General features: G+C 65.9%; 22 protein-coding genes. 11 read left to right on the plus strand and 11 right to left on the minus strand.

Annotated features, from left to right (window positions below; all coding sequences use genetic code 11):
- Nucleotides 1-16: 16 nt before the first annotated feature.
- A complete protein-coding gene (locus HBNXHr_RS04135) occupies nt 17-1027 on the plus strand; it encodes an NADP-dependent oxidoreductase (RefSeq protein WP_275883279.1) in 1011 nt (336 codons plus the stop codon).
- 293 nt (nt 1028-1320) lie between these two features.
- On the opposite strand, the gene asd is transcribed toward HBNXHr_RS04135, so the two are convergent.
- Nucleotides 1321-2358 (minus strand): aspartate-semialdehyde dehydrogenase, encoded by a 1038-nt coding sequence (asd, locus tag HBNXHr_RS04140; protein ID WP_275883280.1) that lies wholly within the window; start codon nt 2356-2358, stop codon nt 1321-1323.
- A gap of 125 nt (nt 2359-2483) precedes the next feature.
- Between asd and HBNXHr_RS04145 the strand changes: the two genes are divergently transcribed.
- Nucleotides 2484-3668 carry a hypothetical protein gene (locus tag HBNXHr_RS04145; protein WP_275883281.1) on the plus strand — a complete coding sequence of 395 codons (1185 nt, stop codon included), beginning with the start codon at nt 2484-2486 and terminating at the stop codon, nt 3666-3668.
- Between the two features lie 279 nt (nt 3669-3947).
- Nucleotides 3948-4463 carry a hypothetical protein gene (locus tag HBNXHr_RS04150; RefSeq protein ID WP_275883282.1) on the plus strand — a complete coding sequence of 172 codons (516 nt, stop codon included), beginning with the start codon at nt 3948-3950 and terminating at the stop codon, nt 4461-4463.
- Nucleotides 4464-4660: 197 nt separating this feature from the next.
- Here the strand turns inward: HBNXHr_RS04150 and HBNXHr_RS04155 are convergent, their stop codons facing one another.
- Genes HBNXHr_RS04155 through cofD form a run of 5 tightly spaced genes read right to left on the minus strand, consistent with a single transcriptional unit; the run spans nt 4661 to nt 8083 of the window.
- Nucleotides 4661-4852, minus strand: a complete 192-nt coding sequence (locus tag HBNXHr_RS04155; RefSeq protein ID WP_275739739.1) for a 30S ribosomal protein S17e — start codon at nt 4850-4852, stop codon at nt 4661-4663.
- Between the two features lie 24 nt (nt 4853-4876).
- Complete coding sequence (locus tag HBNXHr_RS04160; protein WP_275883283.1) at nt 4877-5473, minus strand: DUF447 domain-containing protein; 597 nt, start codon at nt 5471-5473, stop codon at nt 4877-4879.
- Nucleotides 5470-6312: a triphosphoribosyl-dephospho-CoA synthase gene (locus HBNXHr_RS04165; protein ID WP_275883284.1), complete on the minus strand. Its 843-nt coding sequence runs from the start codon at nt 6310-6312 to the stop codon at nt 5470-5472. Before HBNXHr_RS04165 ends, HBNXHr_RS04160 begins: the two co-directional genes overlap by 4 nt.
- Complete coding sequence (locus HBNXHr_RS04170) at nt 6309-7094, minus strand: tRNA-dihydrouridine synthase (RefSeq protein ID WP_275883285.1); 786 nt, start codon at nt 7092-7094, stop codon at nt 6309-6311. The genes HBNXHr_RS04165 and HBNXHr_RS04170 overlap by 4 nt, the downstream gene beginning before the upstream one ends.
- Nucleotides 7091-8083 (minus strand): 2-phospho-L-lactate transferase, encoded by a 993-nt coding sequence (gene cofD / locus HBNXHr_RS04175; protein WP_275883286.1) that lies wholly within the window; start codon nt 8081-8083, stop codon nt 7091-7093. The genes HBNXHr_RS04170 and cofD overlap by 4 nt, the downstream gene beginning before the upstream one ends.
- 126 nt (nt 8084-8209) lie before the next feature.
- Between cofD and HBNXHr_RS04180 the strand changes: the two genes are divergently transcribed.
- From HBNXHr_RS04180 to HBNXHr_RS04195, 4 genes are all read left to right on the plus strand, one after another.
- Nucleotides 8210-8737, plus strand: a complete 528-nt coding sequence (locus HBNXHr_RS04180; protein ID WP_275883287.1) for a protein phosphatase — start codon at nt 8210-8212, stop codon at nt 8735-8737.
- A gap of 153 nt (nt 8738-8890) precedes the next feature.
- Entirely contained in the window at nt 8891-10114 is a 1224-nt protein-coding gene (locus HBNXHr_RS04185) for an HD domain-containing protein (RefSeq protein ID WP_275739751.1), read from the plus strand.
- 70 nt (nt 10115-10184) lie between these two features.
- Nucleotides 10185-11204, plus strand: coding sequence for an amidohydrolase family protein (locus HBNXHr_RS04190; protein WP_275883288.1), 1020 nt, complete (start codon nt 10185-10187; stop codon nt 11202-11204).
- A gap of 86 nt (nt 11205-11290) precedes the next feature.
- Nucleotides 11291-11749, plus strand: a complete 459-nt coding sequence (locus HBNXHr_RS04195) for a universal stress protein (RefSeq protein WP_275739754.1) — start codon at nt 11291-11293, stop codon at nt 11747-11749.
- 79 nt (nt 11750-11828) lie between these two features.
- On the opposite strand, the gene ndk is transcribed toward HBNXHr_RS04195, so the two are convergent.
- From ndk to rpl7ae, 4 genes are read right to left on the minus strand one after another with little or no spacing between them, the layout of a single operon-like run.
- Complete coding sequence (gene ndk, locus HBNXHr_RS04200; RefSeq protein WP_015788518.1) at nt 11829-12311, minus strand: nucleoside-diphosphate kinase; 483 nt, start codon at nt 12309-12311, stop codon at nt 11829-11831.
- A complete protein-coding gene (locus HBNXHr_RS04205) occupies nt 12308-12718 on the minus strand; it encodes a 50S ribosomal protein L24e (RefSeq protein ID WP_275883289.1) in 411 nt (136 codons plus the stop codon). Before HBNXHr_RS04205 ends, ndk begins: the two co-directional genes overlap by 4 nt.
- Nucleotides 12718-12945 (minus strand): 30S ribosomal protein S28e, encoded by a 228-nt coding sequence (locus HBNXHr_RS04210; protein WP_275739758.1) that lies wholly within the window; start codon nt 12943-12945, stop codon nt 12718-12720. Before HBNXHr_RS04210 ends, HBNXHr_RS04205 begins: the two co-directional genes overlap by 1 nt.
- Nucleotides 12946-12956: 11 nt before the next feature.
- Nucleotides 12957-13319, minus strand: a complete 363-nt coding sequence (gene rpl7ae / locus HBNXHr_RS04215; RefSeq protein ID WP_275739760.1) for a 50S ribosomal protein L7Ae — start codon at nt 13317-13319, stop codon at nt 12957-12959.
- Between the two features lie 285 nt (nt 13320-13604).
- On the opposite strand from rpl7ae, the gene tmcA reads away from it, so the two are divergent.
- From tmcA to ilvD, 3 genes are all read left to right on the plus strand, one after another.
- On the plus strand, nt 13605-15893 hold the full coding sequence (gene tmcA, locus HBNXHr_RS04220; RefSeq protein WP_275883290.1) for a tRNA(Met) cytidine acetyltransferase TmcA: 2289 nt from the start codon (nt 13605-13607) through the stop codon (nt 15891-15893).
- Between the two features lie 213 nt (nt 15894-16106).
- Nucleotides 16107-17582: an MATE family efflux transporter gene (locus HBNXHr_RS04225; RefSeq protein WP_275883291.1), complete on the plus strand. Its 1476-nt coding sequence runs from the start codon at nt 16107-16109 to the stop codon at nt 17580-17582.
- A 69-nt stretch (nt 17583-17651) separates the two neighbouring features.
- Nucleotides 17652-19391, plus strand: coding sequence for a dihydroxy-acid dehydratase (ilvD, locus tag HBNXHr_RS04230; RefSeq protein ID WP_275883292.1), 1740 nt, complete (start codon nt 17652-17654; stop codon nt 19389-19391).
- A gap of 6 nt (nt 19392-19397) precedes the next feature.
- On the opposite strand, the gene HBNXHr_RS04235 is transcribed toward ilvD, so the two are convergent.
- Complete coding sequence (locus HBNXHr_RS04235) at nt 19398-20063, minus strand: helix-turn-helix domain-containing protein (RefSeq protein WP_275883293.1); 666 nt, start codon at nt 20061-20063, stop codon at nt 19398-19400.
- An 82-nt stretch (nt 20064-20145) separates the two neighbouring features.
- Here HBNXHr_RS04235 and HBNXHr_RS04240 point away from each other — a divergent pair, with 82 nt between their 5' ends.
- The gene (locus HBNXHr_RS04240) at nt 20146-21504 is read left to right on the plus strand and encodes a cytochrome P450 (RefSeq protein WP_275883294.1); all 1359 of its coding nucleotides are present in this window, start codon (nt 20146-20148) and stop codon (nt 21502-21504) included.
- Nucleotides 21505-21585: the final 81 nt, after the last annotated feature.

Below are 21585 nucleotides of genomic sequence, written 5' to 3' on the forward strand. Positions count from 1 at the left end.
AGGGCGGAGCGCCGGTATGCGAGAGTCGAACCGCGAGTGGATACTCGCCCAGCGCCCCGAGGGGCAACCGGACATGGACAGCTTCGAACTGCGGGAGAGCGACGTTCCCGAACCCAGACACGGCCAACTACTGGTTCGGGTCAGGTATCTCTCCGTCGACCCGTACATGCGCGGGCGGATGCGCGACGCCGAATCCTACGCCGAGCCCTGGGCCGTCGGGGACCCGATGGAGGGTGCCGTCGTCGGTGAAGTCCTCGAGAGCGAGAGCGACGCCTACGACGAGGGCGATCTCGTGACGGGCAACGGCACGTGGGCCGACTACACAGTCCTCGATGCCGACAACGTAGCGCCCGTCGACCCATCGATCGCCGATCCGCCGGCTTACCTCGGGGTGCTCGGCATGCCCGGACGAACGGCCTACTTCGGCCTGCTGGAGGTCGGCGATCCCAAGCCGGGCGAGACGGTCGTAGTGTCGGGAGCGGCGGGCGCGGTCGGGTCCGTCGTCGGCCAGATCGCGAAGCTGAACGGCTGTCGGGTCGTCGGCTTCGCGGGATCGGACCGGAAAGTCGAATGGCTCACGGAGGACCTCGGGTTCGACGCCGCGATCAACTACAAGGACGTCGACGAGTATCGGGCGGCGCTCGACGATGCCGCACCCGACGGCGTCGACGTCTACTTCGACAACGTGGGGGGCCCGATCACCGACGCCGTCTTCACGAAGCTGAATCTCGACGCGCGGGTCGCCGTCTGCGGACAGATCGCCCACTACAACGACGAGGGTGTCCCGACCGGTCCCCGGAAACTCCCGCAGCTCATCGCGCCGCGCGCGACGGTCCAGGGGCTGCTCGTCGGTGACTACGTGACCCGCTTCGAGGAAGCCAGCGAGCAGCTCGGGGCGTGGGTCGCATCCGGAGACATTTCTCACCGGGAGACGATCGTTTCGGGGCTCGAGAACGCCCCGGATGCGTTCCTCGGGCTGTTCTCGGGCGACAACATCGGCAAGCAGGTCGTCGCCGTCTCGGAGTAGCGTCGCTTTCCGTCGTCAGGGAGCCACAGGATCGATCCCCCTTCAGACGGGGCGATTCGCCAGATAGCCATCGCGAGCTTCGAGTATCCAGTAGCCCAGCAGGATCGCCAGCCCCAGCTAGACGAGGTAGACGTCGAACGTGATCCCGGCAAGACGGCCGTCGGGTCCGAACGCCCTGGATCGCACCGAGCGCCAGCAGGACGGTCGCGACCGTGCCGACGACGAGTTGCACGCGCGTTTCGTGGGGGACCATCGCAGTCGGTCTCCTCGCCCCGCCAAAACAGTTGGGCCGATCAGACGTAGCCCTTCTCGAGGAGCAATTCGCCGTTGAGGATGCTCGCGCCGGCCGCGCCGCGGAGGGTGTTGTGCGCGAGGGTATTGAACTGTACCCCGGTCTCGGTTTCCTGGATCCCGCCGACGCTGATCTGCATCCCGTCCTCGCGGTTGCGATCGAGTCGGGGCTGGGGTCGATCGGGTTCCTCGAAGACCTTGATCAGGGGATCGGGCGAACTGTGGAGGTCGGCAGAGGGATACGCGGCCATCGCTTCGGCCACTTCCTCGGGGGTCACGTCCTCACGCAGGTCCGCCCAGACGTTCTCCAGATGGCCATCAAGTGTCGGGATCCGGTTGCACGAAGCAGCGACGTCAGCATCCAACCACTCCACCTCGCTGCCGTCGAACTCGCCGAGGAGCTTCCGGGACTCGGTCTCCATCTTCGTTTCCTCGCCGCCGATGTGGGGGATGGCGTTGTCGATGATCTCCATCGAAGTGACGCCCGAGTAGCCGGCCCCGGAGACAGCCTGCAGCGTCGAAACGTCGACGCGCTCGACGCCGAAGGCTTCATCCAGCGCAGCCAGCGGCGGGACCATCGTGATCGTCGAGCAGTTGGGGTTCTTCAGGAGTGCGCCGTCCCACCCGCGTTGCTCGCGCTGGACGTCGAGGAGTTCGACGTGATCGGGGTTGACCTCGGGGATCGTGAGCGGCACGTCCGGGTCCGTCCGGAAGTTCGAGGAGTTCGAGGAGACGACGTAGCCCGCCTCGGCGAAGTCGGGTTCGACGGCCTCGCCCACTGCGGAGGGCAACGACGAGAACAGCAGATCGATGTCGTCGGGAACGGCCGCGGGCTCGGTCGCCCGGACGGTCATCTCGCCGATGTGATCGGGGATCGGTGTGTCGATGCGCCATTTGGCAGCCTCGCGATACGACGTGCCGGCACTGTTTTCACTCGCAGTCAGTGCGGCGATCTCGAAGTCCGGATGCGGGTCGAGTAGCTGGACGAGTCGCTGACCCACAGCCCCTGTCGCACCCAGAATTCCGACGGTTACTGGCATGACTGGAGGATTGGGCGAGGACGAGTCAAAACTGTTTGGATCGCCGGTGGGCCGGTTGCCACCGGCCACCACATTCATCGACCCGAACATAAATCTATTTGCACGTTCCCGTGATTGGTCTCCGTATGACTGATCGTCCCCTCCAACGATCACGCGTGCTTTCGGCCCGTGCGTCACTCATCGAATACGGTGGTGTGGCACTCTTGCTGGCTGCCGTCGTCGTTGTGGGCACGGTGTTGCGGAGAGTACTCAGCCAGCTTATCCATGTCCCCCCGACCAACGATCCCATCATCGGTCCAGGAGGCGCGTTCACCGGACACATTCTCCTGGCGGTCGTCTACACCGTTCTCGTCATGCTCGTGGTCGGTGTCAGCTACGTGCTGATCCGTGACTGGACTGATCGGCCCGACCGGATCGCCGGCTCCGATCTGCTCACGATCGCCGGGACGATCGGCGCGGCCGCGTTCGTCATCGCGTACCTCGCGATCGAGTTGATACAGCAGTCGGTCACGCCGATCGCCGTCGATCTTGCCGGCCCCGCTACAATGGGCGGCCTCGCGGTCGGATATATACAGTATCGCGACGTGACCGTCCAAAGGGCGCTTCCGAGCTCTGACGCACTGCCGACTGTTCTGGGCGTCGCCGTTATCGCCGTCATCGCCGGGGGTGGCGTCCTGTTCGGTGTGGGGACTGGCCGAGACATGGGGTTCGCGTGGTTTTTCGAGCCACGGATCGGCCCGATCGAGATACTTCGAAGCGTCGTCGTCACCGGTGTGCTCGGCGGTGTAGGGTACGCACTCCTCTATAACGCTGCGATCCAGGGGCGATTGGCTGGGGTAACGGGACCTGCTCAGGCTGTGGCGGCGGTGACAGTACTCTTGCCCGTCCGCGCCTGGGCCAGGGCCAAAATCTCCTCGCTCACTGTCCCGGGACAGCGGGCGATGTCGTCGGTGCCGCTCGCTCAATCGCTCGGCAGAGCGATCGCAGCGGTGGTCGTCGGTGTCATGGCCGCGTGGCTGTTCGCACGCGGTGTGGGGATCGTCCAGTCGCGGGTGGAGAGGGTGACTCCGTTGCAGTCGGGAATCGCCGCTGTCGCAGTGGTCTCGATCGCGGCTGTACTCACAACTCTCGTTCGGGGCTATCCGGCTGTCGGCGCTTTACCGATAGTCACCCTCGCGGCTGTCCCCGCTGCCGCGGCGATCGGCTACGAACGAACGCGATCCGCGTGGACGCCCACACTCGTGTTCGGTGTGTATCTTCTTCTCGTCGATTCACGGCTTGGTCAGTACATTGTCACCGCAATTCTCTGACTAGCTTTTCTGGAACGTGATGAGTCGTGGCGAGGTCAGCGACCCGCCGCTGAAGTAGCCGGTCAGTAGTTGTCACACCTTTGTACGCCCTCACCACCCTGACAGGCGTGGGCTTGTGCGCGGTACCACTGTGGCTGCGTCGCGACCCATCGAACGCAACGGTCGTACGTACAGACGGGTCCCCCGACGCTTTACTGGTCTTTCAAATGCTAGCCTGGTCAACTGGTGGCCGTCGGCACGATCGCAACCAATTTTTACCACCGCGTCGATACCCTGGGCATGGATCGCAATCGGTTGCGAACAGTTCTCGGCGCGGCAGCCGTCCTGGGGTTCGCGATGCTTCTGGGGCTGTTAGCACTCCCCGGGTCCCCGTTTCTCGATGTGAACGCCACTCCGTCACCTGGTCCATACCCACCGGAGCAAGCAGCCAATGGCACGCCACCAACAGCGGTCTACGAGGCAAGTACCGATGTGCTGAATACGACCGTATATCCCCATCCGTCCGTGTCCCCAAAGTACATCTTCGCCGTCGAAGATCCAGTCCCCTATAGCGGTGAGGTCGAATTCGGGCTGCTTGCCGTCGGCAATGGCACTGTCGACTGGGTGCACAATGTGAGCTTGACAGTCGGCGAAGCGCTCCAATCTGCGGAGTCGGATGACCTGGACGCCGGTGTGGGTCTCCCCGGCGACACGTTCGACAGCGCACCACCAAACGCGACGCTGTACGTCATTGAGAGAACCGGCACCGAACCGTGGGAAGTCGTCCCAAATGGGACGATTCGAAGTCTCCCCTAACCCCGGGGTCGTCGACCGGCCGCCATCCGCGCCCCTGTATTGCTGACTGGATCACACGATCATCCGCTGTCTCTTCCTCGGAAGTAAAGTCGAACTCCCACGACGGGACGGATCCACAACAGTGATGAATCTGTCCAAGATTCTCGAATAGGCCACAAGTCCTGCTGGGCGAGCGGCAGTATCGTCCGAGAAGATGATCAGGCTTCGACGGCCGAACCCTGCTTGTGGGTGACGTAGCCGGCGATCCGGTTGCGCACGCCCTTCGATTCGATGTTGGTGAGCTCCTCGACGAGGTCCTTGTTGTGCTCGAAGTCCGCCGAGAACGCCCGCGGATACCGCTCCAGCAGGATCGTCCCGGTCTTTTTGACGTAGGCGGGTTTGATAGCCATGTACGCTTCTTACCGACTCGGGGCCTAAAAGGATTCGAATCGCCGGTCTCCTTCGGGGAGATCGACGGCCCCCTCCAGGCGCTGCCAGGCCACCTGTTCGCGCTCGCCGCCACATCGTTCGATGACGTCCGAAAAGTACGCTAGCCGCGCCGCGAGGCGGTCGTCGTCGTAGGCCGGAACGCCGAGTCTGGAGGCCGCGACCGTCGCCTCGATCACGGCGGCGTATCCCCGATTCGTCGTCGGGACTGTCTCGCGTTCGATCGCCGATTCGATCGGGTCGAGCCTCCATTTTACCCATTCGGTGCCGTCTTCCGTGCCGGTGTCGATCTCCTCGGTCGTCACCCGCGCCCAGGCGTCGGCCGTCGGGAGGACCGGCTCATCGATTTCCCGGACAGTCAGCGCCGCTTCGACGAAATCCACCGGATCGCGAGTGAACTGCACGTATCCCTCCCCCTCACGCTCGAAATTTTGACGCGTTCGTGTCTGCCCCCACGTCGTGGCGGTGACTGGATCGCCGGCTGAAAGCCCCAGCGCGGCGACATTATACGTCCCGTCGGGCCCCCGCGTCGTCACGACTGACTCGGTGATCCCACGCAATTCGACGGGCCACCCGTCGCTCACACGTCGGCCCCCCGTTCGAGCGCGACGAACAGCCCGCCGGCCAGGATGTCGGCCGTGGTTCCGGGGTTGATCCCCTCGGCGACGAGTTCGTCGGCGAGCGTTTCGGGATCGACACGTCCGTCCCGGGCGGCTTCAGCCCGCTCCCGGATGTCGTTGGCCGTCTCTTGTCCGTGGTTGATCGCCACGAAGGTGTCCGGGTCGGCTGCGAGCAGGTCGAGAAACACGTCGGCGGCACGAACGAGGAGCGGTCCGTCGCGGGCTGGCAGGCGATCCGCGGCGTCGAAGGTCCGCTCGAACCCGGTCGTCCACTCGCGGGCAACCCCGTCGTGATCGGCTGATCGAGCAAGCACGTCAAACAGTGACAGGTTTCGGTCCCGAATCTCGGGAACGGCATCGCTCCCACGACGAACGTCCAGGGCATCCATGTCCTCGGGTGGGTCGGCAACCGCGACATCGACGTGCTCGAACGCCCGGTAGAAGCCGGCGGCGTCCTCGACGCCGGTCCCCTCGGCGACGGCTGTGGCCCGTTCCGGAGTCAGATCCCCAAGCACGGCAGCCCGGACCAGGGGGGCGAGCAACAACAACCCGCCGAACTGGGTGTTCCCGCCGGACTGGTTGCTCATGCCGGAGACGGCATGCTCGAAGGCCACCCCGATCGGCGGCCCGTCAGGGTCGGCGAGGTCTCCAAGCCCCTCGCTCGCGCCCACGGCACCCGCGAGAAAGTGCTCGAACCGGAGCGTATCGTGATCGCGGTGTCGATCGACGTTGCCCGGTGTGGGCGTCGTCGCCACTTCGAGCAGGAGCGCGAGTTCGGCCTGTTGGGCGACGGGACGGGTCATTGTGTGGCTTCCCCTGTCGCTGTCTCGTCCGCTTCGAACCACGCCTCGGTCGCCTCTCGGACCCGCGTGAGCACTGCGGGACGATCGCTCGGTCGCCCGACGCTGACGGCGTCCGCGCCGTAGGCCAGGTACTCGCGGACCGTCTCCCGGTCGCGGACGCCGTTGTTGGCGATGACGAAGCAATCGGTCGACGCGGCGATCTCCGCGACCACGCCTTCGCTGTCCATGGCGTCGACGTGGATCATGTCCGCCCCCGCCGTTTCGACCTGCCGGGCGATCGCCGGGAGGTCCAGGCCGTCCACTTCCGTTCGGACTTTGACGCTCACGTTCGGGCCTGCCTGGGCCGCGGCCTCGACCTGTTCGGCGAGCCGGTCCGGATCGGACAGCAACGCCTGCCCGGCCCCCGTCTCGCACATCTCGGCCTGTCGGCAGTGTGCGTTGATTTCACAGATCGCACCTCGGTCGGCACAGATCTCGGCGATCCGTTCGAGTGGGGCGAGCGAACTGCTCCGGACGTTCACCCCGGCGACGAGCGGGGCATCCGCCAGCATGTCCAACTGCTGATCGGCGAACGCGAATGGATCTGCGGGCAGGAACTCCTCGCGGTCGCGCGTTTGGACCATCTCCCGGGCAGCCTCACGGGTCGGCTCGTCGACTGCCAGGCCGCCGAGAAACGCCGCGCCGACGTGCGGGATAGCTGCTTTTGCCCATGCGGCGTCGGACGCCCCGCTCAGGCTGGCGGCGGCCACTCGCGGCTCGAAGGCGAGCCGATCACGCGTCACGTCACCACCTCCAGTGCCGTCTTGACGGCCCGGGCGACTCGGGCGGCGTCTTCCCGGGTATCGAGGGTCGTGTCCGTCCGGACTGTCGGTCGATCGAGGTCGGTTCCGTCCGCGTCGTCGAGAACAAATGCGTCGACGAATGGGTAAGCCGCCGCGACACCAGCCGTCGAGGGCTCGTACCCCGCCGCATCCATGAGTTTCGCCGCGGGGCCGGAGAAGACCTGGTCCTCGACGAACGGGGAGACGGCGACCACTGGCGTTTCCCGGAGGGCAGCCGCGATCCCGTCGATGGCCGTCATCGCCCCGATACTCGTGATCGGGTTCGACGGGCCGATAACCACCGGGTCGGAAAGCGCGTCGGAGACTGCATCAGTCGCCGTTGCCGACTCGGCACCGCGAAATTCGACTGAATCGACCGCGGGGGTCCCATCGTGGGCCACCCAGAACTCCTGGAAGTGCATCGGTCCGTCTGGCGTGTGGACGATCGAGGCGACGGGATCGTCGCTCATCGGCAGGATCTCACGGTCGGCCCCGAGTGCGTCGCCAAGGATCCGTGTCGCCTCCGTGAGGGTATACCCCTCGTCGAGGAGACTCGTCCGCATCGTGTGGATCGCCCGATCGCGGTCGCCGATGTGCATGAACTCGCCGACGGCCGAAAACCGCCGCCACCGGGCGAGTTCCCGGCCGGCAGTCTGGCGGTCGTCGGCGAGATATCGCGGCCCGCCGTCGAGACCAGCCTCCGCGGTCAACGTCCGGACATATTCGTGAGTCTCGGCCGTGTCCTCGGCGATGCCCCACCAGGTAGCCGTATCGAGTATTTCGCCCGCTTGAAAGAGACACGTGTCGACATCGGGACAGACCAGCAACCCGCCGAGTTCGATGTCGTCGCCGGTGTTGGCGACGACGGTCGTCTCCGCGGGCGGAAAGATGTCGTCAGTGCCGGCGAGGAGTTTCGGTGTCCCCGTCCCGCCGGCCAGGAATGTACCCATATCGGCTGTTGCGGCCAGCGTCCTCATAAGCGTGTCTTCGGCAGCCGGACTCGTCAGTACAGTTCCACTTTCAATCCTGAGAATTGGGGACATAGACTCAAGGGTATGGACGGCGGCTGGACAGACATGGACGATGCGTATCGGTTCGCGCCGGCTGCCCCCGAAGAGGAGTACGTCTATGGGGCGGCTGCGCCGGGCTGGCATTCGGCTGTCGACCACGAGACGGCGGTCTCGGCCTGGCTCGAGTTCATGCGTGACCGGGGAATCCAACGGGTCTGCTGTCTGTTACCGGGGGGTGGTTCTGACGGGTGTCGGTACAACCTGGATCGCTACGTCGCGGTGTTCGGTGCGGACAATGTCATTCACGCGCCGCTACTGGATCGACGGCTGGGGGACACTACCGTGCTGGAGGGCACCATCTTACCGTTCCTCGAGGCATCCGTTCGGCGGGAAGCGCCAGTTGTCGTCCAGGGACTCTCGGGACTGGGTCGCACCGGACAGGTACTGGCTGCCTGGCTGGTCTATGGCCGCGGGTACGGGGCCGAACCGGCTGTCGAAACCGTCGAGGAGATGGGTCGGTTTCCCGAGGAGCCTATCGAAGACGGCCCGACGACCGAGGAGGAACTCCTCGATCACCTGGCGACTGTCGGCTGAACTGGGTTGCCGTCGCGTCCGCGGCGTTGACTGTGTCGCAATCGCCGAGTGCACTGCTTGATTCTTTATTTCTCGCTGCGTTGAGCCGGCCGTTCGACGCTGTCGACGACAGAGCCACCCACTGTTTTGAGGGAACCCGTCGTACGGGAGATCATGAAGACGATCAAGGACAGCGTGCACGACTACATCGAGGTCGAGGGCGTGGCGCTGTCGCTGCTGGATACGCCGCCACTCCAGCGACTCCGACACGTGAGCCAACTCGGCACGGTCACGCTGGTGTATCCCTCAGCCAACCACACCCGCTTCGAACACAGCCTTGGCGTCTATCATCTCGCCGATCAGGCGCTGGCCCACCTCGGTATCTCCGGCCAGCAGGCCGAACGGGTTCGGGCGGCTGCGCTGTTGCACGACGTGGGTCACGGCCCCTACAGCCACAACGTCGAGGGGTTGATTCATCGCCACACGGGCAAGTACCACGACGACGTCCACGACCTGATCGGCGACGGCGAGGTCGCACGGGTCCTGACCGAGCACGGCTTGAACCCCGATGCCGTCGCCGACCTCGTGGCTGGGGACGGTGAACTCGGCCAACTCGTCTCCGGCGAACTCGACGTCGACCGGATGGACTATCTCGTCCGGGATGCCCACCATACGGGTGTTCCCTACGGTACGATCGACCACGGGCGGCTGGTTCGGGAACTGCGCTTCCGGGACGGGGAGCTGGTGCTCGCGGAGGGCAACGTCCAGACGGCCGAGAGCCTCCTGCTCGCCCGCGCGCTGATGACGCCGACGGTGTACAGCCATCACGTTGCCCGCATCGCCAAGGCGATGCTCCGGCGTGCCAGTGCCCGGCTTCTCGAAGCGACGGAGACGGCCCCCGCGACGTTCCGGCGGATGGACGACGCGGAACTGCTCGTGACGCTCCGCTCGACCGCGGAGACGGCCGAGATCGGGCGGCGGTTGACCTACCGCGACCTCTACAAGCGAGCGGTCTGGGCCGAACGCGGCGCTGTCCCCGAGGATCTGCTGGAGATGGAGCAAGCGGCGATCCGCGAGCGAGAGCGGGATATCGCCGAAGAGGCGGGCGTCGATCCGGCGGCAGTGATTCTCGACGTGCCACCGGACCCCTCGATGGCCGAGTCGAGTTCGCGTGTGCTCGTCAACGGGACTGTGCGACGCCTCGACGAACAGTCGACGCTCGTCCGGGCGCTACAGGCGGCCCAGCGCGACCGCTGGCGACTCGGCGTCTACGCCCCACGGGACGCCCGCGAGCGCGTCGGCGACGCCGCCGTGCGGACGCTCGGGCTCGACATCGACGGCGCACGCGTCACCGACACGCCCCGGGGCATTCACGCGACGTTGGACGAGTTCGAGTGACGGTTCGTCGCTCGGCCCGAGCTTTGCACTCTCGAAACTGTCAAACCCCGCTTACCCCAACGCACTGAATATGCAACTGGAAGGGACGGTTCTTCGCGGGCGGGACTTCGAGCCGGTTGAAGGCCGCGTCGTCGTCGAGGACGGTGAGATCACCGCCGTCGAGGAGACCACTACACACAGCGAGAAGATCATTCTCCCGGCGTTCGTCAACGCCCACACGCACATCGGCGATTCGATCGCCAAGGAGGCCGGGGCCGGCCTCAGCCTCGACGAACTCGTCGCCCCGCCCGACGGGCTGAAACACCAGCTACTCCGGGAGGCCAGCCAGGACGAACTGATCGCCGCCATGCGGCGCTCGCTTTCCGTTATGGAACGGGCCGGAACCGGGGCGTTCGTCGAGTTCCGGGAGGGCGGCGTTGCGGGCGTCGAGGCGATCGAGGCGGCGCTCGACGGACTCGCTATCGAGGGCGTCATCCTGGGTCGGGAGACGATCGATGCGATGGCGGCCGCCGACGGGTTCGGGGCCAGCGGGGCGCGCGACGGGGAGTTTGGCGCCGAACGCACGGCGACCCGTGAGGCGGACAAGCTCTTTGGCATTCACGCCGGCGAGCGCGACAGCGACGACGTCAATCCCGCGCTGGACCTCGATCCTGACTTTCTCGTCCACATGGTCCATCTCGAAGCCCTCCACTACGAGCGCCTCGACGACGAGAAGGTCCCAGTCGTCCTCTGTCCGCGCTCGAACCTCGTCACCGACGCCGGCGTCGCGCCGGCACGGGAGTTGCTCGACCGCACGACGGTCGCACTCGGTACGGACAACGTGATGCTCAACAGCCCGTCGATGTTCCGCGAGATGGAGTTCGCCGCCAAACTCTACGATATCTCCGCGCGTGAGGTTCTCGGCATGGCGACCGTCGCCGGAGCCGAAATCGCCGGCCTGAACGCCGGCGTGATCGAAGCAGGCAGGGACGCCCGACTGATCGTGCTCGACGGCGATTCGGACAATCTCGCCGGTGCGGAAGATGTCGTCCGTGCGGTCGTCCGCCGGGCCGGCGTCGATGACGTGACCGACGTGATTCTCGGCGACTGAACACATTTTGGCGGATATCGACCCTTCAACTCATCTGGCTTACATTAGCTCTTAAGCCGGATGCCGGCGTACATACATAGACAATCATGTATGATCGAATTTTGGTTCCGACTGATGGGTCAGACGGCATCGAGCCCGTGATCGAGCACGCCCTGGAACTGGCAGCGGTTCACAACGCGACCGTCCACGGACTGTACGTCTTGGATACGGCGACGATGAGTCGAATGCCGATGGACACGTCCTGGGAAGCCGTCTCCGGCATGTTACGCGAGGAGGCAGAGCAAGCGCTCACAGAGATCGAGGAGCTGGCCGGCGAGGCTGTGACGGTCGAGACGACATTGGTCGAGGGGGCACCCAGCCGGGAAATCGTCGCCCGTGCCGAAAACGCGGCCGTCGACCTGATCGTCATGGGCACCCACGGCCGGGGCGGGCTCAATCGACTCCTCCTGGGCAGTGTCGCCGAGCGCGTGATCCGGTCTGCGCCAGTGCCGGTGTTGACCTATCGGGTCGGCGAACCGCCGGAAGTACGCAGTCCTGAAGAATGATGTGACGGGAGCGTTCACCCCGGAGTGACGCGACTGCTCGGTTCAGCGGTCGTTGAAAAGTCGGGCCGCGAATCGGCGATCAGTGATCGCCGGTGTCTTCGTAGACCCACTCGGCGTCGGCGCGCTCGTAGTCGACCAGTTCCTCGTCGTCGAAGAACAGCTCGATCTCGCGCTCGTTCGCTCCGGGGTCCTCGTTGTCCGAGCCGTGGATGATGTTGTGCCCCAGATCGAGCCCGTAGTCGCCCCGGATCGTGCCGGGGGCGGCCTCGGCGGGATCGGTCGCGCCCATCATCTGGCGGACCTGCCGCGTCGCGTCGGCACCTTCCCAGACCATCGCCATGACCGGTCCGGAGGTGATGAACTCGACGAGCCCGTCGAAGAAGGGCTTGTCTTCGTGTTCGCCGTAGTGCTCGTGAGCGAGGTCCTCGTCGATCTGCATGAACTTCGCGCCGACGAGTTTCAGGCCGCGCTCTTCGAGTCGGGAGACGATTTCGCCGATGAGTCCGCGCTGGACAGCGTCGGGCTTGGCCATGACGAACGTGCGCTCGTCGTGATGGCTCATGCGTCAGCCTCCGTCGGCTCCTCGGCTTCGGCGTCATCTCCGGATTCGTCGGCGTCCGCAGATTCAGCGTCTTCGGTAGCGTCGTCTTCGGCCCCGTCCACCTCACCCTCGTCGTCTACGGATTCGGCGTCCTCGGTCTCCTCGTCGGCTTCGGACGCTTCGGCCTCGACGCTTTCCTCGACTTGCTCGGCGTCGTCGTCCGATTCCTGCTCGGGAGTCGTTTCGCCGCCGGGGCCGCGACCGGCCTCCGTCCAGGAGAGATCGCGTGCCTCCCGACCGAGGTCGGCGTTCTTCTCGCATTTCGACGAACAGAAGTGGATCGTCGTCCCGTTCTTCCGGACGAACATCGTCCCGGTGCCGGGCTCGATGTCCGCGCCGCAGTAGTCACATTCGCGTGTCTGTGGCATTATTGGCCTCCGATGGCGTCCGCCTCGCGTGCGGTCTCGCGCAGCTGGAGGACGTCCCCCTCGCGCACGGCACCGAGCACGTTGCGGGTGATGATTCGGCCCTTGTTCTCGCCCTCGCGGATGCGGCACTTGACCTGCATGGCCTCGCCGTGCATCCCCGTCCGGCCCACGACCTCGATGACCTCCGCGGGCGTGGATCCGTCGTCGGTGGACTCCTCAGCGCTCATGCGTGATCACCTCAGCGGAGGTCCTCGACCTTCCCGGCGATGTCCTCGACGTCGCCGTCGGCGTCGCCCGAATCGACGATGGCGGCCGCCGCGGAGCCGACTTCGAGGCCCGCCGCGTGACCGAGATCGTCCTGGGCGCCGACGAAGAGATACGGGACGTCCTTCTCGTCAGCGAGCTCCGGAATGTGCATCACGATCTCCTCCGGCTGAACGTCCTCGGCGACGACGACGAGCTCGGCGTTGCCGCGCTCGATCGCCTTGGTCGTCTCGTTGGTTCCTTTCTTTACTCCACCTGTGTCTCGCGCGATCTCGAGCGCCTCGAGGGCGTCGTCTTCGAGATCCGCGGGAACATCGAAATCGACGTATACTGGCATGGGTTGGATCACCTCCTGCACGTGGGCTCACACTCCCCCGCCGTCGGGACCGTCCCCGGACGGGCCGATCCCGGCGTCGCCCCGGAGATCGAGGCGGCGCGAAAGTCCTAGATGGCTAGGAGTATCATCAACCCCGTGCAGGCTGTACCCGAACGTGGTCCGGCGGACGTAAAAGCGCTTTCGAAGCCGCACGGGCGTGTGAGCCCGCCACACGACCGTCGGGAGCCGCTGTCTCTCACCCGTTGGATCGATGGTTCCATGTGCGCACTCACCTATGGCGAAAGCATGATCGAGGACGTGGTCGCCCCGCTCCGCGCGGAGGCCCGGAACGCCGGCGAACGCCGGCTACTTGTCATTCACGGCGATCCCGCAAGCACGCGATCGGCCGCCGCGACAGCCGTCCAAACGGTCCTCGACGCCGACGAAACCGTCAGTACCGTCAGTCCAGTCGCCCTCCTGGCTGGTGAATCCCCCGAACGGTCTCAGGCTGGACGTTTCGATCAGACTCACGTCGAACACCTCGAACCGGCTCATGCTGACCGCCTTCTCGGCCGAACCCGTGACGTGGTCGTCCTTGACTGCCACGAACGGTGTGATCCCAGCGCCATCGGTTGCGTCGTCGGTGCGGTCGACGGTGGGGGCCTGCTCGTCTTGCTCGCCCCGCCGCTCGACCGGTGGCCCGACCGCCGGGACGCGTTCGACGAATCGCTTTCGGTCCCTCCATTCGACCGGGCGGACGTGACTGGACACTTCCGGTCCCGACTCGTCGAGACGCTTCGAGCCCATCCGGGGATCGCCATCGTCGACACCGAGCCGGATCGTGTCGAGCGGGACGGATTGACCCGTCCGGCCCCACGACTGGACGGCGACGACCCACCGGTTCCCGACAGTCACACGTTTCCGAGCGCTGCCTACGACGCGTGCTTGACGGCGGATCAGGTCGCGTGTCTCTCGGCGCTCGAAGCTCTCCGTGAAGCGGGCAACGCTGTGGTGATCGAAGCTGACCGGGGTCGCGGGAAATCCAGCGCGGCCGGGCTAGCAGCCGGGAGTCTCGCCCTCGATGGCCAGGACGTGCTCGTAACTGCCCCCCAGTACCGGAGTGCAGGCGAACTATTCGCCCGCGTCGAAGAACTCGCGGCGGCAGTCGGCGTCCCGGTCGAACCCGATCAGGAATCCGGGCCGCGGGAGATTTCTGTCGGTGACGGGTGCGTGCGGTTCGAGTGTCCACCCGACGCGATCACTCACGCCGACGAACCCGACGCCGTGATCGTCGACGAGGCTGCAGCACTGCCGGTTCGCCTTCTCGAAGCCTTCCTGGCCGCGCCTGCTGTCGCGTTCACGACAACCGTCCACGGCTACGAGGGTGCAGGACGGGGATTTTCCGTCCGGTTCCGGGATCGGCTGGCCGAGTCGGACGTGGCCGTGACCGAGCGGACGATGGACGAACCGATCCGGTACGCAGCGGGGGATCCGATCGAGGTCTGGGCCTTCCGGGCACTGTTGCTCGACGCACGCCCGCCGGTCGAGCAGTTGATCGCCGACGCGACGCCGGCCACTGTCGAGTACGCACGGATCGACTCCACCGACTTGCTCGCGGACGAGCACCTGCTTCGGGAGGTCTTCGGGCTACTGGTCGTCGCGCACTACCGGACGGAACCCGCCGATCTCGCCCGGTTGCTTGACGCGCCGAACGTCACCGTGCGGGCACTCACTCACAATGGCCACGTGGTCTCGGTCGCCCTGCTGGCTCGGGAGGGGGGACTGTCGGCCGATCGGCGGGCTGAAATGTACGAAGGTGCCCGCGTCGCGGGCAACATGATACCGGACGTGCTGACGAGCCAACTCCGGGACGAAGCCGCGGGGATGCCAGTCGGCCTGCGCGTGATGCGGATCGCCTCGCACGACGCCGTCCGGGGGCGGGGACTGGGATCACACCTGCTAACTGAGATCGAGAGCGAGTTCCGCGAGGACGTGGACTGGCTCGGCACTGGGTACGGTGCGACGCCGCCACTCGTCGACTTCTGGGCGCAGAACGGGTACCGGTCAGTCCACCTCTCGACCTCGCGCAACGAGCGCAGCGGCGAGCACTCCGCGATCATGCTGAAAGCGACTACAGCGGATGGCCGGGACCTGCTCGATCGGCACACCGAGTGGTTCCGCGACCGGATCGAGGGGACGCTGGCGGATCCCCTCTCCGACCTCGATCCCGACATCGTCAGGGCCGTGCTTCGGACCGTCGACGGCACGCCGGACCTCGATCTCTCCGTGTTCGAATGGCGCGTACTTGCCGGGTCGCCCCACGGGGCTGGACTGTACGACACGGTGCCCGAGGCCTTCGGGAAACTGGCGCTGTGGTACTGCTCCGGGTCGCATGACGAACTCGGGCTCACGGACCGCCAGGAGCGATTGTTGGTCACGAAAGCCCTTCAACACCGGTCGTGGAGCGCCGTGACTGACCAGCTCGATTTTCATTCTCAGCGGGAGTGTATGCGTACACTGGGCGCTACTGTCGGGGTGCTGGTCGACGCTACCGGTAACGACGTGGCACAGTCCGAGCGTGATCGATTCGGCTAACGCGGAGTGGATGAGGCGAACCAACTACCCAGCCAGTACGTTTTTCTCGGTCGATCAGCTAGCGGGGGTATTGATGGACGGCGCGACTAACCAGATGATTCTTCGAGCGGCCGGTAGCGCGATCTGTGCTCACGGGGATGTGGATCCGACGATCAGGCCCTTACTCGGGGACACGTTCGTGCACCTGCGGGGATGGATGCCGGGGGTCGACGTGTGAGCCTGTTCAAGGGCCAGTCCGAGCTAGAGCTGACCGAGGGCGGGATCCTGCGACCGCTGTTTTACCTCTCGCTGCCGATCGTCGTCACCAACCTGCTCCAGGTCGCCTACAACATCGCCGATACCTTCTGGCTGGCCGGGATCGCGGGCGAGGCCGGCACGGACGCGGTGGCGGGGATCACCTTCGCCTTCCCGATCGTCTTCCTGCTCATCTCGATGGGGATGGGGCTGTCAGTGGCCGGGAGCGTCCTCGTTGCCCAACACACCGGAGCCGGCGAATCCGATCAGGCGTCCGTTGCGGCGTCCCAGACGGTCACCTGGGCGATCCTGGGGTCGGCGGTGCTGGGCCTGCTCGGCTTCCCGCTGGTCGGCCCGTTGATCGAGTTTCTGGGAGCGTCGCCGAGCGTACTCCCCGGCGCGCGAGCCTACATGCAGGTCATCTCGCTGGGGCTGCCGTTCATGTTCGGTTTCTTCGTGTTCATCGCCCTGATGCGCGGGGCCGGCGACACGATCACGCCGATGGTCGTCATGTTCGGGACGGTCGTGCTGAACATCGCCCTGGACCCGTTCCTTATCTACGGGTGGACGCTCGTCGAGAACGCGCCATTCGTGGGGACCGTCGCGTTCCCGCAACTCGGGATCCAGGGGGCGGCCATCGCGACCGTCTTCTCCCGCAGTCTGGCGATGATCGTCGGGCTGGCGATCATGTTCTCCGGCCGGCGGGGCGTCCCGATCGACCCACGGGCGATGGTCCCCGATCTGGGCTATTTGCGGACGCTGCTGCGGGTCGGGTTGCCGGCCAGCGTCGAGTCCACCGGCCGGGCGCTGTCGGTCAATGCCATGCTGCTCGTCGTCGGGACGTTCGCGGATCCGGTGGTCGCCGCCTTCGGCATCGGAACGCGCGTGTTCTCGGTGATCTTCCTGCCGGCGATCGCCGTCGGGCGGGGGGTCGAGACGATGACCGGCCAGAACATCGGTGCGGGCAAGCCCGATCGGGCGGGAACGGCCGCCTACGCCGCCGCGAAGGTGATGTTCGCCATTCTGTCGATCCTCGGCCTGATCATCTTCCTCGTCCCGCGACCGATCGTCACACCGCTGTCTCCGAACGCCGAGGTGACTGCCATCGCCGTCGAGTTCATGCGCTACACCGCGCTTTCGTTCGGATTTATCGGTATCATCCGCGCGTTCTCGGGGAGTTTCCGCGGCGCCGGCAAGACCCTGATCGCCGCGGCGATCGCCGTCCTCACGCTCGGCGTCGTCCGCCTGTCGGTGGCTGCCGTCGCTTCCCAGTATTGGCTCGGCGTCCAGGGCATCTGGGCCGCCTTTTTCGTCTCGAACGTCGCCGGTGCCCTCATCGCCTGGCTGTGGTATCGCCGGGGGTCCTGGCGGGACGGCGATGTCCGGGAGACGTCGGGGACCGGATCTGGAGGTCCCGTCGAAGACGAACCCGAACCGACCGTGGGCGACGACTGATCCGACCGGAACGACGTCACGTTCGAACCGAAACCTACTCCCGGGGCAGTCACCGATCTAGCGCCAGCAATGGCCGACTCACAGAAAGACGGCCTCCGGAGTGCGGAGGTCACTGAAGGGGCCGACCGCGCTCCCCACCGATCGCTGTTTCGCGCGGCGGGACTGACCGACGAGGAGATCCACAATCCTCACATCGGGATCGCCAACTCCTGGAACGAGATCGTCCCCGGCCACGTCCACCTGGACGAACTCGCCGAGTACGTCAAGGAAGGCGTCCGCGAGGCTGGCGGGACTCCCCTGGAGTTCAACACTATCGCCGTCGACGACGGCATTGCGATGGGTCACGAGGGGATGCGCTCCTCGCTGCCTTCCCGGGAAGTCATCGCCGACTCGGTCGAACTGATGGCCAACGCCCACCAGTTCGACGGGATCATCGCGCTGGCGTCCTGCGACAAGATCGTCCCCGGGATGCTGATGGCGATCGCTCGCCTGGACATTCCGGCGATCGTCGTCACCGGCGGGCACATGGCCGCCGGCGAGTTCGAGGACGAACCGGCCGACCTCGTGACCGTCTTCGAGGGCGTCAGCCAGTACGAGGAGGGCGAGATGACCGACGACGAACTCTACGAACTCGAATGCAACGCCTGTCCCGGCGAAGGATCCTGCGCCGGGATGTTCACCGCGAACACGATGGCCTGCGTCACGGAGACGCTCGGACTCTCCTGGACGGAATGTGCGACCCACGGCGCGACCGACGATCGGAAGTTCGAGATCGCTCGCGAGAGCGGTCGGCAGATTCTCGATCTCGTCCAGAAGGACGTCCGGCCCTCGGAGTTCCTGACGCGGGAGGCTTTCGAGAACGCCGTGGCTGTCGACCTTGCGCTCGGTGGCTCGACGAACACGATGCTGCACATCCCGGCCATCGCCCAGGAGGCGGGCCTGGACATCACGCTCACCGATTTCGAGGAGATCGCCGCACGCACGCCCCACCTTGCACACATGAGCCCCGCCGGTCCCTGGCGGATGGAACACCTCCGGGAGGACGGTGGCTTGCCGGCCCTCTATCGTCGGATCGAGGATCTCCTCCACCTCGATCTTCCCACCGTCGACGAGAAGACCATCGGCGAGCGCCTAACGGAAGGCGACGAACCGGGCGAGGTCATCCAGCCCCGCGACGATCCCGTCCACGAGGAGGGCGGCCTGTCAGTGCTCCGGGGGAACCTCGCGCCCGAGGGCGCGGTCGTCAAATCCGGCGCGATGGACGAGGACATGCACCAATTCGAAGGCCGCGCACGAGTCTTCGAGTCCCAGCAGGCGATGCTCGACGCCTACGACGAGGGCGCGATCGAGCCCGGCGACTTCGTGGTCATCCGGTACGAGGGGCCGAAGGGTGGGCCCGGCATGCCCGAGATGCTCGAACCGACCTCGAAGATCAGCGGATCACCGCGTCTCTCGGGCGAAGTCGCGCTGCTGACCGACGGCCGCTTCTCGGGCGGCACGCGCGGCGCGGCCATCGGCCACGCCAGTCCCGAGGCGGCCGCGGGTGGCCCGATCGCCCTGGTCGAAGAGGGTGACACCATTCGGATCGACGTCGACGAGGGCGTGCTGTCGCTGGACGTCTCTGACGAGGAGTTGCGCGAGCGGGCCGCCGAGTGGGAACCGCCGGAACTCGAGGCAAGCGGGAATCTCGAACGGTTCGCCGCGATGGCAACTAGCGCCGCCACTGGTGGGGTCTTGGAAGTGCCGGACCTGCCGACGCCGTCGATCCAGGTGCCGTCCGATGGCACGTCGACACCGGCGGACGACTGAGTCCTGTTAGGCTCCGACCAGCGCCCCCATCACCGCCGATTCCGCCCGTCGGAGGACCGTCGAGGCCGTGCTGCGCGCGACGCCCGCCGCGTCGGCGACCGTCTCCAGCGACGCCCCTCGGGGCACTTCGTAGTATCCGAGTTCGGCGGCGGTCTCGACGAGTTCGAGCTGACGACCGGTCAACTGGCCGGCGATCGCCCCGTGTCTGCGGTCGAAGTCGCCCAGCTCCAGCACCTCGACGTCGACGCCCGGACCCGCCTCCAGCTGCTCGACGAGGGTGCTCAGCGAGTCGTCGGTGCCGACGACCGTGATGTGGGTTCGGGCGCGGCTGTCGTAGACGATCGGCGGCATGACAACGAGGTTCAGGTCGGCGAAGACCGTTCGCCAGACCCGCTCTTCCTCGCGAGTCTCCTGGCAGACGTAGATGTAGAAGCTTTCATCGTCGATTGGCGTCAGCGTGTACTCGGGAATCGAGTCGACGTCGTCGATCGCCTCGCGGTAGGCTGCCCGGTCGCCGACCGCGTAGAACAGCGCGTACTCGACGTCGCGGCCGGGCAGGACGTTCCAGGTCAGCAACTCCTCGCGCTCCATGCGGTCGCTCTCCCGGAGGAACTCCTGCATCGGATGGTGCAACTCCGCCGGCAGGTCCAGCCTGGCACGGAGGTATCGCATGCCCGGGTCGACGGCGGGGGATAATAAATAGCCTAGTGACGTCGGCCGAGCGCTGGTTGGGCCGCGCGGCTAACGAACAGCCATGGCAGAGACACAGGGGTCGTCGACCGAACGGGGCGAACAGCCGAGTGAGACGCCACCGGGACCGGGCGGGTTGCCGCTGCTGGGGAACACGCTGGATCTCTATCGCGATCCGTGGGCATTGTACGAGGAGCTGGAATCGTACGGCGATGTCGTCCACTATACGGCCGGTGGGAACGACTTCAACGTCGTTCTCGATCCGACTCTCGTCGAGCAGGTATTGTTGACCGATCACGACGCCTACGGCAAGTGGGCGTTGGGAGACGTCGGCGGCGGTATCGGGAGCGAGGGACTGGTCCTCACGGAGGGCGAGCAGTGGCAGCGCCAGCGCCGGGTGATTCAGGAGGCGTTCACGATGGACCGAATCAGGGCGTACGGCGACGCGATGGGGCAGTACGCCGCCGAGGCCGTCGAGACGTGGGACGACGGCGAGGAGATCGCGCTGAACGAGGCGTTCTCCCGGCTCACGCTCCGGATCCTGGCACACTCGCTGTTCGATTTGGACATCGACGCGGAGGCGGGGACGGTCGCCGAGTTCACGCGGACGGTCAACGACCGCATGGACGTCGACAATCTCACCGCGTTCGTCCCGCTGTGGGTCCCGCTGCCCAGGAACCGCCGGTTCAAGCGGCGCGTCGCGGCCTTCGAATCGTTCGTCGAGGAGCTGATCGAGCAGCGCCGGGCCGACGCCACCGAGCGCGATGACCTGCTGTCACTCCTGCTGGCCCACGAGGGCGACGGGCTTACCGAGACGGAGATCCGCGACCAGATGACCACGTTCCTGTTCGCCGGACACGAGACGACCTCGCTGGCGTTGACCTACGCCTGCATGGCACTTGCCACCCATCCTGGTCCACGTGAGCGGCTGGACCGAGAGTACGAGCGTGTCCTGGATGGCGAGATACCGGACCTCGCGCAGGTCCCGCAGCTGGAGGCGACCGAGCGGGCGATCAAAGAAGCGCTCAGGCTCTACCCGCCGGTGTACGTCCTCTTTCGGGAGGCCAACCGGGACGTCGAACTCGGCGGCTACCGCGTGCCGTCGGGACAGAAGATCACCGTCCCGCAGTTCTGGATCCACCGCAAGGAGGCGTTCTATGACGATCCCGACGAGTTCGATCCGAGCCGATGGACAGACGGGTTCGAGGACGAGCTACACGACTACGCGTACTTCCCGTTCGGTGGCGGTCCGCGCCACTGCATCGGGATGCGATTCGCCATGCAGGAACTGAAGACAGTGCTCCCGACAGTGCTCCAGCGCGCCGACTTCGAGTTGCTCTTGGATCCGGATCCGGAGTTCTCCATGGGGGCGACCCTGCGGCCCGCCGAGGATGTCCGTGTGCGAGTCCGAAAACGGAGCTGAAATACCGCACGCCTTCGGTCAGAACCCGTCTTCCCACCGGAAGACGCCGTTTCGCTGGACGTTCTCAGTTCACTGTCTTCG

It is taken from the genome of Halorhabdus sp. BNX81 (assembly GCF_029229925.1).
Taxonomy (GTDB): domain Archaea; phylum Halobacteriota; class Halobacteria; order Halobacteriales; family Haloarculaceae; genus Halorhabdus.